Origin of the sequence: Bradyrhizobium sp. 6(2017), assembly GCF_011058295.2 — a bacterium.
Lineage (GTDB): Bacteria > Pseudomonadota > Alphaproteobacteria > Rhizobiales > Xanthobacteraceae > Bradyrhizobium > Bradyrhizobium septentrionale.
In genome coordinates this window covers 49,647-66,113 of record NZ_CP049289.2, presented here as the reverse complement: position 1 = coordinate 66,113, position 16,467 = coordinate 49,647, and the positions used below count along the sequence as shown (strand labels likewise).

The 16,467-nt window shown below is 65.1% G+C and carries 14 protein-coding genes; 2 read left to right on the top strand and 12 right to left on the bottom strand.

Annotated elements, in window-relative coordinates; translation table 11 throughout:
• Nucleotides 1-51: 51 nt before the first annotated feature.
• From G6P99_RS00290 to rimP, 10 genes are all read right to left on the bottom strand, one after another.
• Complete coding sequence (locus tag G6P99_RS00290; protein ID WP_029082443.1) at nt 52-504, bottom strand: GNAT family N-acetyltransferase; 453 nt, start codon at nt 502-504, stop codon at nt 52-54.
• 126 nt (nt 505-630) lie between these two features.
• Nucleotides 631-1,365 (bottom strand): superoxide dismutase, encoded by a 735-nt coding sequence (locus G6P99_RS00285; RefSeq protein WP_029082442.1) that lies wholly within the window; start codon nt 1,363-1,365, stop codon nt 631-633.
• Between the two features lie 201 nt (nt 1,366-1,566).
• Nucleotides 1,567-3,723 carry a polyribonucleotide nucleotidyltransferase gene (gene pnp / locus G6P99_RS00280; RefSeq protein WP_029082441.1) on the bottom strand — a complete coding sequence of 719 codons (2,157 nt, stop codon included), beginning with the start codon at nt 3,721-3,723 and terminating at the stop codon, nt 1,567-1,569.
• A gap of 317 nt (nt 3,724-4,040) precedes the next feature.
• Nucleotides 4,041-4,310, bottom strand: a complete 270-nt coding sequence (gene rpsO, locus G6P99_RS00275; RefSeq protein WP_016844725.1) for a 30S ribosomal protein S15 — start codon at nt 4,308-4,310, stop codon at nt 4,041-4,043.
• Nucleotides 4,311-4,312: 2 nt separating this feature from the next.
• Nucleotides 4,313-5,422, bottom strand: coding sequence for a tRNA pseudouridine(55) synthase TruB (gene truB, locus G6P99_RS00270; RefSeq protein ID WP_029082440.1), 1,110 nt, complete (start codon nt 5,420-5,422; stop codon nt 4,313-4,315).
• Nucleotides 5,422-5,832 (bottom strand): 30S ribosome-binding factor RbfA, encoded by a 411-nt coding sequence (gene rbfA, locus G6P99_RS00265; RefSeq protein WP_029082439.1) that lies wholly within the window; start codon nt 5,830-5,832, stop codon nt 5,422-5,424. The genes truB and rbfA overlap by 1 nt, the downstream gene beginning before the upstream one ends.
• Nucleotides 5,833-6,006: 174 nt before the next feature.
• Complete coding sequence (infB, locus tag G6P99_RS00260) at nt 6,007-8,700, bottom strand: translation initiation factor IF-2 (RefSeq protein ID WP_165126980.1); 2,694 nt, start codon at nt 8,698-8,700, stop codon at nt 6,007-6,009.
• A gap of 106 nt (nt 8,701-8,806) precedes the next feature.
• Nucleotides 8,807-9,493 carry an RNA-binding protein gene (locus G6P99_RS00255; protein WP_029082437.1) on the bottom strand — a complete coding sequence of 229 codons (687 nt, stop codon included), beginning with the start codon at nt 9,491-9,493 and terminating at the stop codon, nt 8,807-8,809.
• 15 nt (nt 9,494-9,508) lie between these two features.
• The gene (gene nusA, locus G6P99_RS00250; protein ID WP_029082436.1) at nt 9,509-11,128 is read right to left on the bottom strand and encodes a transcription termination factor NusA; all 1,620 of its coding nucleotides are present in this window, start codon (nt 11,126-11,128) and stop codon (nt 9,509-9,511) included.
• Between the two features lie 3 nt (nt 11,129-11,131).
• Complete coding sequence (rimP, locus tag G6P99_RS00245) at nt 11,132-11,908, bottom strand: ribosome maturation factor RimP (RefSeq protein WP_029082435.1); 777 nt, start codon at nt 11,906-11,908, stop codon at nt 11,132-11,134.
• A gap of 347 nt (nt 11,909-12,255) precedes the next feature.
• Between rimP and G6P99_RS00240 the strand changes: the two genes are divergently transcribed.
• Nucleotides 12,256-13,326 (top strand): DUF2336 domain-containing protein, encoded by a 1,071-nt coding sequence (locus G6P99_RS00240; protein ID WP_029082434.1) that lies wholly within the window; start codon nt 12,256-12,258, stop codon nt 13,324-13,326.
• A 239-nt stretch (nt 13,327-13,565) separates the two neighbouring features.
• Nucleotides 13,566-14,408: a phytanoyl-CoA dioxygenase family protein gene (locus G6P99_RS00235; RefSeq protein ID WP_029082433.1), complete on the top strand. Its 843-nt coding sequence runs from the start codon at nt 13,566-13,568 to the stop codon at nt 14,406-14,408.
• A gap of 111 nt (nt 14,409-14,519) precedes the next feature.
• Here the strand turns inward: G6P99_RS00235 and G6P99_RS00230 are convergent, their stop codons facing one another.
• Both G6P99_RS00230 and G6P99_RS00225 read right to left on the bottom strand, forming a co-directional pair.
• Nucleotides 14,520-15,257: a tRNA (guanine(46)-N(7))-methyltransferase TrmB gene (locus G6P99_RS00230; RefSeq protein ID WP_029082432.1), complete on the bottom strand. Its 738-nt coding sequence runs from the start codon at nt 15,255-15,257 to the stop codon at nt 14,520-14,522.
• Nucleotides 15,254-16,378 (bottom strand): M20 family metallopeptidase, encoded by a 1,125-nt coding sequence (locus G6P99_RS00225; RefSeq protein WP_165126978.1) that lies wholly within the window; start codon nt 16,376-16,378, stop codon nt 15,254-15,256. Before G6P99_RS00225 ends, G6P99_RS00230 begins: the two co-directional genes overlap by 4 nt.
• Nucleotides 16,379-16,467 lie beyond the last annotated feature (89 nt).

Here is a 16,467-nt window from a genome sequence, read left to right as displayed (position 1 = left end):
AAGACGCATGAGACAAAACGCGCGTGAGTCTGGATCGATTGCCTTGGGCGCCTATCGCTTCTTCCACCGATAGTGCTTCATCATGAAACCGGTCACCGGATTGGGTGCTTCCTTCTCGAACACAAAGCCCTCGCGCTCGTACCAGCGCCAGGCCTTGTCGTTCTCGCGGACGCATTTCAGCCAGATCTCGTCGGGCAATTGCTCACGGGCGAAGGCGAGCAAATGGCGCCCCAGGCTGCAGCCTTGATGGCTTGGCGCGACCATCAGCTGGTCAAGCAGCAAGGTCGGCAGATGCAGTGCCAGCATCGCGGCGATCCCGCCGCGATCGTCGGCGACGAACAGGCTCCAGCCATTGTCGATCTCGCGGCGCAGGCGCGCGCGCAGATCGCTCAACAGGCTATCGCTCCGTGGTGTGAGCCCGGTCGAGGTCCAGCTCTCCATCCAGATGCGCGCGATCTCGTCATATTCGCCGGGGCGGCCGGGCCGGATGGTCGGCAGCGTCATCGTCGGTTTCTCCGGGCGCATAGCCTGGTCTTCCCAAGAAAGAAGGCCCCACAAGAAAGCCCCGCGAGCGTCTCGCGGGGCTTTCAAATCTAGCGCGGCCGCTTGTGGCTAGCGAGCCTTACCGGCTCATACCCCGAGCGTGCCGGCCTTTGCTGCCGCATAGCGCTCGGCCACGGCCTTCCAATTCACCGTGTTCCACCACGCCTTGAGGTAATCGGGCCGGCGGTTCTGATAGGTCAGATAATAGGCGTGCTCCCAGACATCGTTGCCGAGCAGCGCGCGCTTGCCGTCTATGATCGGGTTGTCCTGGTTCGGCCGCGTCTCGATCGCGAGCTTGCCGTCCCTGGTCACGGTAACGAACACCCAGCCGGAGCCGAACACGCGCCCACCCGCGGCATTGAAATCGGTCTGGAATTTCTCCATGCCGCCGAGGTCGCGGTCGATCGCGGCGAGCACTTCGCCGTCAGCCTTGCCGCCGTTCGGTCCCATGATCTGCCAGAACATCGTGTGGTTGGCGTGGCCGCCCATGTTGTTGCGGACACCGGTGCGGATCGCGTCCGGCACATTGCCGAGATTGGCGAGCACGTCGGTGAGCGGTTTCTCCGCGATCTGCGGATTGTCCTTGGCGAAATTGTTGAGGTTGGTGACGTAGGCCTGATGATGCCGGTCGTGATGGATTTCCATCGTCCTGGCGTCGATATGCGGCTCCAGCGCATTGGTCGGGTAGGTCAGCGGATCGATCTTGAACGGCCCGCTGGGCGCCTGCGCCGCGGCCTGTGCGAAGGCTGTGCGCGACGAGGCGGCGGCCGCGGCGATGCCGGTCGCTGCGATGATCAGATGGCGTCGGGACATCAAGGACATCGTGGTTCTCCGTGCTGGGAAGGCGCCTGATATTAGGCGCAAGTTGTGAACGGGTTCCAGCAATGCCGGTCACAATGCCGGGTCAAAACCGCGCATTGCGATCAGCGGAGATTGATTTGCGTCCGACCTCTACAAACTAAAAAGGGCGGCCACCGGGCCGCCCTTTTCGTCACAGTCGATTTGGTAACAATTTGCCTTGGCTTACTCGCCGGCAGCTTCGCGCGGCGCCGGTGCGTCGGGCTTCTGCTTGGCTTCGAGGTCCTCGCCGGTCTCCTGGTCGACCGCCTTCATCGACAGGCGGGTCTTGCCGCGGTCGTCGAAGCCGAGCAGCTTGACCTTGACCTTGTCGCCTTCCTTGACGACGTCCGAGGTCTTCTGCACGCGGCTGGCCGCGAGCTGGCTGATGTGGACGAGGCCGTCCTTGGCGCCGAAGAAGTTCACGAACGCACCGAACTCCATCACCTTGACGACGGTGCCCTCGTAGATCTGGCCGATCTCCGGATCGGAGGCGATCGACTTGATCCACTTGATCGCAGCCTTCATCGCCTCGCCGTCGTTGGAGGCGACCTTCACGGTGCCGTCGTCCTCGATGTTGACCTTGGCGCCGGTCTTCTCGACGATCTCGCGGATCACCTTGCCGCCGGTGCCGATCACTTCGCGGATCTTGTCGGTGGCGATCTTGAAGGTCTCGATGCGCGGTGCGTATTCGCCGAGCTCGGCGCGCGCCGCGGTCAAGGCCTTGGCCATCTCGCCGAGGATGTGGATGCGCCCTTCCTTGGCCTGGCCAAGCGCAACCTTCATGATCTCCTCGGTGATGCCCTCGATCTTGATGTCCATCTGCAGCGAGGTGATGCCCTGGTCGGTGCCGGCGACCTTGAAGTCCATGTCGCCGAGATGATCCTCGTCACCGAGGATGTCCGACAGCACCGCGAAGCGCTGACCTTCGAGGATCAGGCCCATGGCGATACCGGCCGTCGGCCGCTTCAGCGGCACGCCGGCATCCATCAGCGACAGCGAAGCGCCGCAGACCGAAGCCATCGAGGACGAGCCGTTCGATTCGGTGATCTCGGAGACCACGCGGATCGTGTACGGGAACTCGTGGTGCGGCGGCAGCACCGGGTGGATCGCGCGCCAGGCGAGCTTGCCGTGGCCGATCTCGCGGCGCTTGGTGCCGCCGAGGCGACCGGTTTCACCGACCGAGTAGGGCGGGAAGTTGTAGTGCAGCAGGAACGTTTCCTTGTAGGTCCCCGACAGCGCGTCGATGTACTGCTCGTCCTCGCCGGTGCCGAGCGTGGTCACGACCACGGCCTGGGTCTCACCGCGGGTGAACAGCGCCGAGCCGTGGGCGCGCGGCAGCACGCCGGCTTCGGCGATGATGTTGCGCACGGTCTTGGCGTCGCGGCCGTCGATGCGCTTGCCGGTGTCGAGGATGTTCCAGCGGACGATCTTGGCTTCCAGTTCCTTGAAGACGCCGGCGACGCGGAGCTTGTCGTATTTCGGCTCCTGGCCTTCCGGGAAGAAGTGCGCCAGCACCTTCTCCTTGACGGCGCCAACCGCGGCATAGCGTTCCTGCTTGACCGGGATCGCATAGGCCTTGCGCAGCTCCTGCTCGGCAATGCCGAGCATTTCCTTCTCGATCTCCGAATTGTCGATCGTGGTGACTTCGCGCGGCTCCTTGGCGGCCTTCTCGGCGAGCTCGATGATCGCGTTGATCACCGGCTGGAAGTGGCGGTGGCCGAACATGACCGCGCCGAGCATCACGTCTTCGTTGAGCTCCTTGGCTTCCGATTCCACCATCAGCACGGCGTCGGCGGTGCCGGCGACGACCAGGTCGAGCTGGGTCTCGGTCATCTCGTCGAGCGTCGGGTTGAGCACGTATTCGTCATTGGCGAAGCCGACGCGTGCGGCGCCGATCGGGCCCTTGAACGGCGCGCCCGACAGCGTCAGGGCGGCGGAGGCAGCCACCAGCGATACGATGTCCGGATCGTTCTCCATGTCGTGCGACAGGACGGTGACGATCACCTGGGTCTCGTTGCGCCAGCCGTCGACGAACAGCGGACGGATCGGGCGGTCGATCAGGCGGGAGACCAGCGTCTCCTTTTCGGTCGGACGGCCCTCGCGCTTGAAATAGCCGCCGGGAATGCGGCCTGCGGCGTAGGTCTTCTCCTGGTAGTCGACGGTGAGCGGCAGGAAGTCGACGCCTTCGCGCGGCGACTTCGCCGCGACGACGGTGGCGAGCACCACGGTCTCGCCGTAGGTCGCCAACACGGCGCCGTCGGCCTGGCGGGCGATCTTGCCGGTTTCTAGTTTAAGGGGACGTCCACCCCAGTCGATCTCGACGGAATGCGAATTGAACATTTCGGTTTTCTTTCATGGTTTCACGAAAGCACGGCGCCCTGAAACACAAAGACCATGCCAAGACGGCGAGACACTGATGCGCTGTCGCGACCAGTATCCGGCGATCCTGCCATGGTCCCTGGATTTCGGATGGCGTCCATCCTTTCGGTCATCTGGGCATCTTGCCCGGTCCAGCGGCCGGATTGCTGCTGAACGCTAGTGTGCATGGCGCGATTGCCATGCTGGTGCGCATGATCATCTTTCGACAATTCGAAAGCCCGAGTTCACGGACGATCATGCGAAAACGCGCGCGAACCCCGCGCGCGTGCTTCTCAAAATCAACGACGGATGTTGTGCTTCTCAAGCAGCGCCTTGTAGCGCGCCTCGTCCTTGCGCTTGATGTAGTCGAGCAGGGAGCGACGCGTCGACACGAGCTTCAGGAGGCCGCGGCGTGAATGGTTGTCCTTCACATGGCTCTTGAAGTGCTCGGTGAGGTTATTGATGCGTTCCGACAGGATCGCGACCTGAACCTCGGGCGAGCCGGTGTCGCCGGCTTTGTTGGCATTCGTCTTGATGACTTCCGCTTTGCGTTCCGCGGTAATCGACATCGTCAGTTACTTTCATTGTTGCGAGCCGGACTGGCGGTCAGTCCGTTCAGGTTGAACACGCGCTTGGGGATGAGTTCGCCATTGCCAATTTCGGCAAGCGCGAGAAGTCGGCCTGCCACCGTGACATAGACTGTGCCGCTAGTATTGGGCGCATCCCGTCCGCGCAACAAAACGGCCTGGCCCCTGTGGAGCCTTGCCGCATCAGCCCGTGTGACGGCCAGTGCCGGGATGTCGTCCAGCGCGGTCTCAACGGGCAAAAGCGCGTCGGCGAGGCTGCCCTCGCCAGACGCGGCTCTATTGCACAAAGCCTCCAACTGTTCCAGCGGAATCATGTCCGCTTCGGTAAACGGACCGACCAGGGTCCGCCGCAGCGCGCAGATATGGCCGAAACAGCCCAGAATCCGGCCCATATCGCGGGCCAGGGCCCGGACATAGGTTCCCTTGCCGCACTCGGCCTCGAACACGGACTGGCCGTTATCTCCATGTTCCACAAGGGTTAATTCGTGAATCTCGACCGGGCGGGGCTTCAGGTCCACGGTCTCGCCGTCGCGCGCCAGATCATAGGCGCGCTCGCCCTGCACCTTGATCGCCGAATATTGCGGCGGGATCTGCTCGATCACCCCGGTGAAGCGCGGCAGCAGGTTCCGGATCGAATCGGCAGTCGGCCGGCTCTCGCTGGTCCTGACGGCTCGTCCCTCGGTGTCGTCGGTGTCGCGTTCCTCGCCCCAGCACACCGTGAAGCGGTAGCGCTTGCGGCCGTCCATCACGAACGGCACGGTCTTGGTGGCCTCGCCGAGCGCGATCGGCAGCCCGCCGGAGGCGAGCGGGTCGAGCGTGCCGGCATGGCCGGCGCGCTTGGCCTGGAACAGGCGCTTGAGCACGGCGACCGCCTGGGTCGAGGTCATGCCGATCGGCTTGTCGAGCACCACCCAGCCATGGACGTCGCGCTTGTCGCGGCGCGGCTGCTGGTTCTGCTTGCCCTGCCTCTGGCGCGGGTCGTTGTTGGTGCGGCGCGGCTCGTCGCTGCGCTGCCCGGCAAAACCATCCCGCTCAGCGTCGCGCGCGTCGGAATCCTTCGCGTCGGCAACGCTGTTGGTCGTCATCACAGTCATCACTCGTCGTCCGAATCGGGTGCAAGGTCTCGCTGCACCGCAGGTGTTCGCAATAGTTTCTCGATGCGTTCCGCCTCGTCGAACCGCTCATCGACGCGGAAGCGAATGTCGGGTGAAAATTTCAGGTTGACGCGATGCGCGATCTCGCCGCGCAGGAACTTCTTGTTGCGCTCGAGCGCGGCGATCACCGTGTCGGTGTCGCGGCCGCCGAGCGGCATCACGTAGATCGTCGCGAGCTTCAGATCCGGCGACATTCGCACCTCGGGAACGGTGATGATGTGGCCTTCGAGATCGGGATCGTGAACCTCACCCTGCGACAGAATCTCGGCAACCGCATGGCGAACCGTTTCGCCGACGCGCAGTTGACGTTGTGAGCCGCCGGGGCTGGAACTCTTCTTTTGACGGGGCATGACCTTCTTCCAAAACCGTCGCGCCCGCAGGCCGTGGCCGCGGGCATCAATGTCTTAGCTTTGCTTTCAATCAGACAATGCGCGGGTGGCCGGACTAAAGTCCGGCCACGTCGTCGCATTTTCAGTTAAATGGACCCAACGCTTAGTAAGATCTGCGCTTCGTAAGATTTGGACTTACAGAGAGCGCTGGATCGTCTCGACGCGGTAACATTCGATCACGTCGCCGACACGCATGTCGCCGTAGTTCTCGAACGCCATGCCACATTCCTGGCCGGCGACCACTTCCTTCACTTCATCCTTGAAGCGCTTCAGCGTCGACAGTTTGCCTTCGTGCACCACGACGTTGTCGCGGATCAGGCGCACATTGGCGCCGCGTTCCACGGTGCCGTCGGTGACGCGGCAACCTGCGACCTTGCCGACCTTGGAAATGTTGAACACTTCCAGGATCTGCGCGTTGCCCAGCATGGTTTCGCGCAGCGTGGGCGCGAGCAGGCCGGACATCGCCTTTTTGATGTCATCCACGAGGTCGTAGATGATGTTGTAGTAGCGGATCTCGATGCCGTTGCGCTTGGCCGCGGCCGCCGCTTCCTTGTTGGCGCGGACCGAGAAGCCGATGATCGCGGCGTTGAAGCCTTCCGCCAGCGTGACGTCGGACTCCGAGATGCCGCCGACGCCGGCATGCAGGATGCGGGCGGCGACTTCGTCGGTGCCGAGCTTTTCCAGCGAGCCCAGGATCGCTTCCAGCGAGCCCTGCACGTCGGCCTTGACGATCAGCGGGAACTCCTTGCGGCCCGCGGTCTTGAGCTGCGACATCATCTGCTCGAGCGAGCCGCGCATGCCGGAGATCGAGGCCGCCGCATTCTCGCGCTTCTGGTGCGCGCGATAGCTCGTGACCTGGCGGGCGCGGGCTTCGTTCTCGACAACGGCGAGACGGTCGCCGGCTTCCGGCGGCCCGTTGAAGCCGAGCACCTCGACCGGCACGGACGGCCCGGCCTCGTCGAGATTCTCGCCCTGGTCGGAGATCAGTGCGCGGACGCGGCCCATTTCGGCGCCGGCCACGATGATGTCGCCGATGCGCAGCGTGCCGCGCTGCACCAGCACGGTTGCGACCGGACCACGGCCGCGATCGAGCTTGGCTTCGATCACGGTGCCTTCCGCCGGACGCTCCGAATTGGTCTTCAGGTCGAGGATTTCGGCCTGCAGCGCGATCATCTCGAGCAGACGGTCGAGATTGGTCTTGTTCTTGGCCGAGACCTCGACGTCGACGACGTCGCCGCCGAGCGATTCGACCTGCACTTCATATTGCAGCAACTCGGTGCGGACGCGCTCGGGCCGTGCATCGGGCTTGTCGATCTTGTTGATCGCCACGATCATCGGCACCTTGGCCGCCTTGGCGTGGTTGATCGCCTCGATCGTCTGCGGCATCACGCCGTCATCGGCGGCGACCACCAGCACGACGATGTCGGTGACCTTGGCGCCGCGGGCGCGCATCGCGGTGAACGCGGCGTGGCCGGGCGTATCGATGAAGGTGATCTTCTTGCCGCTTTCCGGCGAAGTCACCTGATAGGCGCCGATATGCTGGGTGATGCCGCCGGCTTCGCCGGACACCACGTTGGCGTGGCGCAACGCATCGAGCAGCGAGGTCTTGCCGTGGTCGACGTGGCCCATGACCGTGACCACGGGCGAACGCGGCTCGGTGTCGCTGGAATCGTCGACAACGTCGAACAGGCCTTCCTCGACGTCGGAGGCAGCGACGCGCTTGACGCTGTGGCCGAGCTCCTCGGCGATCAGCTGCGCGGTGTCGGCGTCGATCACGTCGGTGATCTTGTGCATCGCGCCCTGCTTCATCAGCATGCGGATGACGTCGACTGCGCGCTCCGACATCCGGTTGGCGAGTTCCTGAATCGCGATGGCTTCCGGGATAATGACTTCGCGGATCAGCTTTTCCTTCGGCTCGTTGGACGCGTGCCCCTTCAGACGCTGGGTACGGCGGCGGAACGAGGCGATCGAGCGCTCGCGCACGTCGTCGGCGCTGAGCGCGGTGGTCAAGGTGAGGCGGCCGCGCTCCTTCTGCGGAGCGGGTTTATGGGTCGTTTTCGGCGCGGCGACCGGACGCACGGCACCGCCGGGGCGGCGCACCATGCGCGGAGCTTCGTCTTCGTCCGCCTCGGCGGCAACCGCCGGGGGCCTCGGCGCGGAGGCAGGGGTACGCGTGGTCGTCGTGGTCGCAGGGCGGCCTGCCGGTGTCCGGGCTGCCGGCGCAGAAGACGCAGGTGCGGCTGCGGCGGGCCGGGCCGGAGCTGCGGCTGGTGCCGCGCCGGGCTTGGCCTCGCCCTCGCCGAAGCGGCGCTTGGCCTCAACCTCGGCCTTGCGCTTGGCCTCTTCCTCGTGGCGGTGGCGCTCCTCTTCCGCCTTGCGGCGGGCCTCGGCGGCTTCGCGCTCCGTCTTCTCGGCAGCCTCGCGGATGGCGCGGCGCTTGGCTTCCTCTTCGGCCTGGCGGCGTTCCTCGACATCGCGCTGCCGGGCGTCGGCAAGCGCATTGGCGCGCGCGGAACGCTCGTCCTCGGTCAAGGTCGGCAGCACCACGCCGGAGCGGGTGTTACGCTGCGGCGGGGCCGCGGGGCGGCCGAGCGGTGGCTTGGCGACAGGGGGCGCCGCAGGCTTTGCAACCACGGGTTCCGGCGCATGCGCCTCGCCCGGGCCGTCGCCACCGACGCGGCGCTTGCCGCGCTTCTCGACCACGACCTGCTTGGTCCGGCCGTGGCTGAAGCTCTGGCGCACGGTGCCCGTCTCGACGCGCGGCTTCAGCGACAACGTCTTGCTCGGGACACTCAGAGTCTTGTCGCCAGGGGTCTTGGTATCAACCATTCAGCAGTCCTAATCTCGTTTCGCTGTGCGTGTGCCGCACAAATCCTTCAACGTCGTCTTTTGCTGAGCATGATCCGGTCGGAAAGACGGCGTCCGCCTTCCCGGATCACGCTCTGGAATTTCTGGCCGCTTCGGCGGTCTTGTCGTCGTCGGCCATCCGGTATCGGACCAGCATCTGGCAGCGTGACAGGAACGTCTTGCTCGCCGGGCCCGCGAGCAGCGCAGCATGTATCACATTTGACCGCCCAAGTGCCAAATCCAATTCTTCCGACGTCAAAACATTGACGACGGGGATTACCGGCGATTCACCACGTTTTTCGCCCCTTTGCCGGACGATCGCGTCCAATTTGCGGATTCCGTCCGCGGCGCCGTCCGAAGCGTGGATCAGGGCTGCAGTTTCGTTCCGGTTGAGTGCGTCCTCGACCTTGCCGAAGCCCGAAACGACCTGACCGGCCTTGGCGGCCATCGCCAGGGCCTCGGTAACGCTGCGCACCAGAAGTGCATCGGTGTCGGTGGGAAGGGTCGGCGCAACGCGGACGTCGCGCTTGAATCCCTTGCTAAATTGGTGACGACGGACCGCTTCCGCAACGCTGCGCCGCGATGCGGACACCCACAATCCGCGGCCGGGCAGCTTGCGCTTGAGGTCCGGGATCACCTCGCCGGTGGGGGCGACGACGAACCGGATCAGCTCGTCGATCGGACGCACCTCGCGGCTGACCGCGCACATCCGCGTGGTCGCGGACTTCTGCGTCCGCGGTCCATCGTCGAGATCGGGGTCAGGCTGAGCGAGCATCCGTGGGCCATCTCCTTAGGTCGCCGCTTCTGCTTCGGCGGCCTCGGCCTCCTCAGCAGCAGCAGGCTTGGCGAGGTCGGCCTCGGTGATCCAGCCGGCCTTCACGCGAGCCTGCATGATCATGGCCTCGGCCTCGTCGCGCGAGACCTCGATGCCATCGAGGAACCCGGCATGCTTGGTCGGCTCGCCGCCTTCCTTGCGCTCGGTCCAGCCGACCAGATCGTCGGTGGCGCAGCCGGCGAGGTCCTCGACGGTCTTCACGTCGTTCTCGCCGAGCTTCACCAGCATCTTCCCGGTCACGCCCGGCACGTCCTTCATGGCGTCCTCGACGCCGAGTTCCTTGCGCTTGGCTTCCAGTTCAGCCTCAAGCTGTTCCAGATATTCGCGGGCGCGGGTCTGCAACTCGGTGGCGGTCTCCTCGTCGAAACCTTCGATGCCGGCGAGTTCCTTGACGTCGACCAGCGCGAGTTCCTCGACCGAGGTGAAGCCTTCTGAAGCGAGCAGCTGGCCGACCACTTCGTCGACATTGAGCGCTTCCATGAACACGCGGGTCGAGTTCTCGAAGTCGGCCTGGCGGCGCTCCGACTCTTCCTGCTCGGTCAGGATGTCGATGTCCCAGCCGGTCAGCTGCGAGGCGAGGCGGACGTTCTGGCCGCGGCGGCCGATCGCCAGCGACAGCTGGTTGTTGGTGTCGGGAACCACGACCTCGATGCGCTCGCGGTCCTCGTCGATCACGACCTTGGCGACTTCGGCCGGCGCCAGCGCGTTGACCACGAAGGTCGCGATGTCGGGCGACCACGGGATGATGTCGATCTTCTCGCCCTGCAGCTCGTTCACCACGGCCTGCACGCGCGAGCCGCGCATGCCGACGCAGGCGCCGACCGGGTCGACCGAGGAATCGCGCGAGATCACGCCGATCTTGGCGCGCGAGCCCGGATCGCGGGCAACCGCCTTGATCTCGACGATGCCGTCATAGATTTCCGGCACTTCCTGCGCGAACAGCTTCGCCATGAACTGCGGATGGGTGCGCGACAGGAAGATCTGCGGACCGCGGGTCTCGCGGCGGACGTCGAAGATATAAGCGCGGACGCGGTCGCCGTTGCGGAACACTTCGCGTGGCAGCATCTCGTCGCGGCGCACGATCGCTTCGCCGCGGCCGAGGTCGACGATCACGCTGCCATATTCGACGCGCTTGACGATGCCGTTGACGATGTCGCCGATGCGGTCCTTGAATTCCTGGTACTGCCGGTCGCGCTCGGCCTCGCGCACCTTCTGCACGATCACCTGCTTGGCGGACTGCGCGGCGATGCGGCCATATTCCAGCGGCGGCAGCGTATCGGCGATGGTGTCGCCGACCTGGGCGCCCGGATTGGCGCGCTGCGCGTCGTGCAGCGAAATCTGGTTCGACGAGTTCTCGACGATTTCGACCACCAGCATGTGGCGGGTCAGGCGAAGTTCGCCCTTCTTGGCGTCGATCTCGGCATGGACGTCGGTCTCGCTGCCGTAGCGGGCACGCGCGGCCTTGGCGATGGCGTCTTCCATCGCCGCGATCACGATGGAGCGGTCGATCGACTTTTCGCGCGCAACTGCGTCTGCGATCTGCAGCAGTTCGAGTTTGTTGGCGCTGACTGCCATGGCTTAGTCTCCTTCGGATGGATCGATCTCGCCACGGCGCGCGCGTTCGGCGGCCAGGCGGTGCTTTTTGGTGTTGGTCGGAGCCGGCTTCGTGCCGGGCGTGTTACCAGGCTTGGGTTTCGGCTTCTGACTCTTCGCGGGATCGCTCTTCCTGGCGTGGGCCGGCTGCGGCGGCGCCAGGCCGAGCTCGCGGCGCAGTTCGCGCTCGGCGGCCTTGCCGCGGCGCATTGATTCCTCGATCAGCTCGTCGGTCAGCACCAGCCGCGCGTCAGAGATGTCTTCCATCACCAGCAAGACCTCGGCGTCCTCGCCGGGGCGCGGATCGTCGCGCTTGATGCGCACCGCATTGCCCTCGACGCCGGCGAGCAGGCCGCGGAACCGCTTGCGACCCTGATGCGCCACCGCCATCTCGATCTTCACGAGATGACCGGTGTAGCGCTCGAAGTCGGAACGGCGCACCAGCGGGCGGTCGATGCCGGGCGACGAGATCTCCAGCCGGTAGGCGCGCTCGATCGGGTCGGCGACATCGAGCACCGGCGACAGCGCGCGCGAGATCGCCTCGCAATCCTCGAGCTGTATCGTGCCGTCGGGCCGTTCCGCCATGATCTGCACCGTGCAGCCGGCGTCGCCCGAGACCTTGATGCGCACCAGGCGATAGCCCATGCCCTGCAGCACCGGGACCGCGACCGCAGCGACGCGCGCCGCGACCCCGGGCTCGACGACGAGCCGCGGCTCGGCGAGCAGTTCGGTGTCCACGGGCGTGGCGGTCGGTTCGGTCATATCCAGTGTCAAAGGCTGTCTAAGGTCTAGAGGCTGCTGAGGTCTGTTGTGTTGTTCAAATGGCCTTAAGTGGCCGCTAACGCTACCTAAACCGAACCCGGCCTCGCTGGGTCCCGTCAGGTAATAAAAAAGAGCGGGTCCCGGGGGGCCCACTCTCCTACGCGATCGTATGAGATACCATAAGTTGCGGTGGATATAGCTCTTTTGCTCGGGGCCGGCAAGGCCTCCGTTTCGGGCGGAACGCGATTTTGCCGCTCCGCGGGGGCAGATTCGACCTAACCCTCCGTTTACGAACGGGACCATAGATTGCCGAAAACCGGCAGAAGCCGCCGGTTTGGACAAGGCTCATGACGACAGCCCCTGCGCTGATCCCGGAACTCGACGACATCGTTCGCCGCGGCGACCCCAAGCGCCGCGCCGAGGCCGCACGGCGGCTCGGCGAGCTGTTCCTGCAGGGCGCCGGGAGCTTTCGCCCCGACCATATCGACCTGTTCGACGGGGTGCTGACCAGCCTGGTCCCGCATGCCGAGCTCGCGGCACGGATCGATCTCGCCGAACGGCTCGCGCCGCTCGCCAATGCGCCGCGGCACCTAGTCGGGCAACTCGCTCGTGAGGATGATGTCGCGATCGCGGGCCCGCTGCTGCGCAAGTCGCCCGTCATCGACGATCGGGTGCTGGTCGAGATCGCCAATGCCAAGGGCCAGGGTCATCTGCTTGCGATGGCCGAGCGGCCAAAGCTTTCGACCGCGCTGACCGATGTCATCATCCGTCGCGGCGATCGCGATGTGATCCGATGCGCCGCCAGCAATGCCGGCGCCGCGTTCTCCGACGATTCCTTTGCGACGCTGGTGCGTCGCGCCGGCCAGGACGGCGTGCTGACGCTGAGGATCGGACGCCGCGACGATCTTCCGCCCGAACATTTGAAGAGCCTGCTGGCCGGCTCGATCGACGTGATCCGCCGCCGGTTGCATAGCGTCGCCAAGCCGGAGCGGCAGGCCGAGATCAAGCTGGCGATGAACGAGATCGAAGGTGTGGTCGCTGAGGTCGTCGGCCGCGATTTGGCAGCCGCGCTGCGCGCGATCCTGGCGCTGCATCGCGCCGGCGAATTGAACGAGGCCGCGGTGGCAGGCTTCGCAACGGCGTTCAAATACGAGGAATGCGTGGCGGCGCTCGCCGCGATGACCGGCGTCAAGATCGTCACGCTCGACCGCCTGATCTCCGGCGATCGCTACGATCCGATCCTGATCGCCGGCAAGACGATCGGCTTCGAATGGCCGACCGTGCGCGCCCTGATCCTGATGCGGCTCGGCGCCAACCGCGTGCCGTCACCGGCAGATATCGAAGGTGCGCGGGTGAACTTCGTTCGCCTGATGCCGTCGACCGCGCAGCGCGTCGTGGATTTCTGGAAGTCGCGGTAGGCACGCCAACAAGCTCTTGATTCCGTCATCCCCGCGCAACGGCTTTGCCGTTGTCGCTGGAGGAGCGCGCTTTTGCGCGCGTCTCGAAGGATGCACGGCCACAGTCGGGCCGTCGACCTTTCGAGACGGCCGCGTTGCGGCCTCCTCAGGGTGACGGTACCAGCAAAACACCTCGCAAACACAAAGCGTTCCGCTATGCTTTCCGCAAGGCGCGACACAGTGCCAATCGGGAGATCGCCATGCTGACGGACGCCGACATCCAATCGCACGCCGCGCGGATCCGCGACGACGGATACACGGTGATCGAGCGCGCCGCCTCGCCGGAGTTGGTCGAGGGATTGAAAGCGGCGGTGCTGCGGATCGAGAGCGAGCACAATCTCGGCCCCGCCAGGACGTCGTTCGAGGGCTTCAAGACGCTGCGCATCAACAACCTCCTGACCTATGACGATCTGTTCTGGGAAGTGCCGCTGCATGAGAACGTGCTGCCGGTGGTCGAACGCGTGCTGGACAAGGAATGCCTGCTGTCGTCGTTCTGCTCGCTGGTGCTCGGTCCGGGCGAGGTGGCGCAGCCGATTCACGAAGACACCCAGTTGATCCAGCTGCCGCGGCCGCACATCCCGATCACGATCAATGCGATCTGGGCGCTGTCGGATTTCCGCGACGACAATGGCGCGACGCGGATCATTCCGCGCAGCCACAAACTCGATTCGTCGCCGGAATACGGCAAGGATTACGACGCCATCACTGCGACGATGCCCGAAGGCAGCGTGATGCTGTTCGACAGCGCGCTGTGGCACGGCGGCGGCGCCAACACCAGCGACGCCAGGCGCTTTGCGTTCTCCTGCGCTTATTGCTGGGGCTGGATGCGGCAGCAGGAAAATTTGCAGCTCGGGATTCCGCGCGAGACCGCGGCGCGCTTTCCGCGCCGCCTGCAGGAATTGTGCGGCTACAGCGTCTACAAGGGCCAGTTCGGCCACATCGACAATCACGATCCGATCGGGCTGCTCGGTCGCGAGCGCGGCAAGCGCATGGTGTGGGAGGCGACCGACGTCAGGAAGGCGCGGCTGGCTGGGCAGGGATAGCTCTTTCGTCATTCCGGGGCTCGCGTAGCGAGAACCCGGAATCTCGAGGTTCCCCGATGCGCAATTGCGCATCTGAGGTTCGATGCTACGCATCGCCCCGGAACGACGATGCTAAGACGTGCGACGAAATCGCAGATACGCCGCCTTGCGCCCTTCGCGCTCGGCCTTGGCGCCGTAGCGCGTCATCGTGTAGTTGGGCCACGGCTGCTGCCAGTCGATCGCGCGCTCGGCGAGCCAGGCAAAGTCGGGCGAGCGCATCAGATGTGCGAGCGTCCAGGCGCAATAATCGTCGATGTCGCTGACGAAGCGGAATTCGCCGCCCGGCGGCAGCAATCGTGTCATGGCAGCGACCGTCGCATCCTGCACGAAGCGCCGCTTCCAGTGCCGCCGCTTCGGCCAGGGATCGGGATGGATCAGGTCGATGCGCGCCAGCGCGCGCGGCGGTGCCCAGGCCAACAGCTCGGCCGCGTCGCCGGCGAACAGGCGGATGTTGCCGATATTCCGCGCCTCGATCTGAGTCAGGATCTTCGCCATGCCGTTGACATAGGGCTCGCAGCCGATGAAGCCCGTCGCCGGAAATGCCTGTGCTTCTGCGATCAGATGCTCGCCGCCGCCGAAGCCGATCTCGAGCCTTACATCCCCGATCCCGTCATCGAACAATTCGGTCAGCGTCGCAGGCGCGGGGCCAGCGATGTCGAGCGCCAGATGCGGCAGCAGATTGTCGATCAGGTCGGCCTGGTGCGCGCGCAGCTTGTGGCCCTTGCGCCGCCCGAAGAACGAGCCGCGCGAATGCGCCATCGCGCCGTCGTCGGATGGATCACGATCATTGTCGTCAGGCGCAGATATCATCGCAGCGTTTGATAGAGGCGGTGGAGCAGCCGCGCGCGCGGCTCGATCGACGAGACATAGAGCTGCTCGTAATGGGTATGCGCGCCCTTGCCGTCGACGCCGAGACCGTCGAGGGTTGCGGTATGCGGTGCGGTGAAATTGCCGTCGGAGCCGCCGCCGGTGAAGACATCGAGCAGCTCGAAGCCGAGTTCGGCGGCAAGCTCCCTGGCGTGTTCGTAAAGCGCGGCGCCGGCGTTGCTCTTCTCGTAGGGCGGACGGTTCAATTCGCCTGTCACCTTCACGCTGACGCCCTCGGTGCGCGAGGTGATTCCGAGGATCTTCGGCACCAGCTCCTCGGCGTCGGCGATGGTCGGCACGCGCAGATCGACTTCCGCATAGGCCTCCTCGGCGATCACGTTCGGCTTGGTGCCGCCGCGGACGACGCCGACATTGACGGTGATGCCGCGCTTGAGATCGTTCATCGCCTCCAGCGCCAGGATCACATGGCCGAGCTCCCGTATCGCGCTGCGGCCGTCCTCGGGGCGCGTGCCGGCATGCGCCGGCGCGCCCTTGATATGAACGTCGAAGCGCGCGACGCCCTTGCGTCCGGTGACGATCTTGCCGCCGTCGCGCGCGGGCTCGGTGACCAGCACGTATTTGGCCTTGCGGCCCTCGGCCTCGATCAGCGCTCGCGAGGTCGGGCTGCCGATCTCCTCGTCCGAAACGTAGAGCTGGGTGATGCCGAGCGGCGGGCGCGCGTCATCTGCGCAGATCTGCCGGAACGCATGATAGGCGAGATAGGCGCCGCCCTTCATGTCGTAGATGCCGGGGCCGAACGCGCTGTCGCCTTCGATCTTGAATGGTAACCGGTCGATGAATCCCATCGGATGAACTGTATCGAGATGGCTCAGCACCAGAATGCCCGGTGCGTCCTGCCCCCAGGACGAGCGTGCGACCAAATGATCGCCGCAGCCGTCACGTCCCGCAATGCGTTCGACTTTGGCCGGCAGGTCGCGATAGCCCGAGGCCACGAGATCAGCCAGTCTGTTGACCTGATCCGGCCGCTCCGTCGGTGACTCGATCTCGACCCAGCGGCGAATGCCGTCGAGAATCGACGTGGTTTCGAACGGGTTGCTGGACATGTTGTTGTTGCTGCCTGTGAATTCGCTTTATCATTCAGCGCACGCGAGCATGATCCGGAAAAGCGCGAAGCTTTTCTCCGAAAAGATCA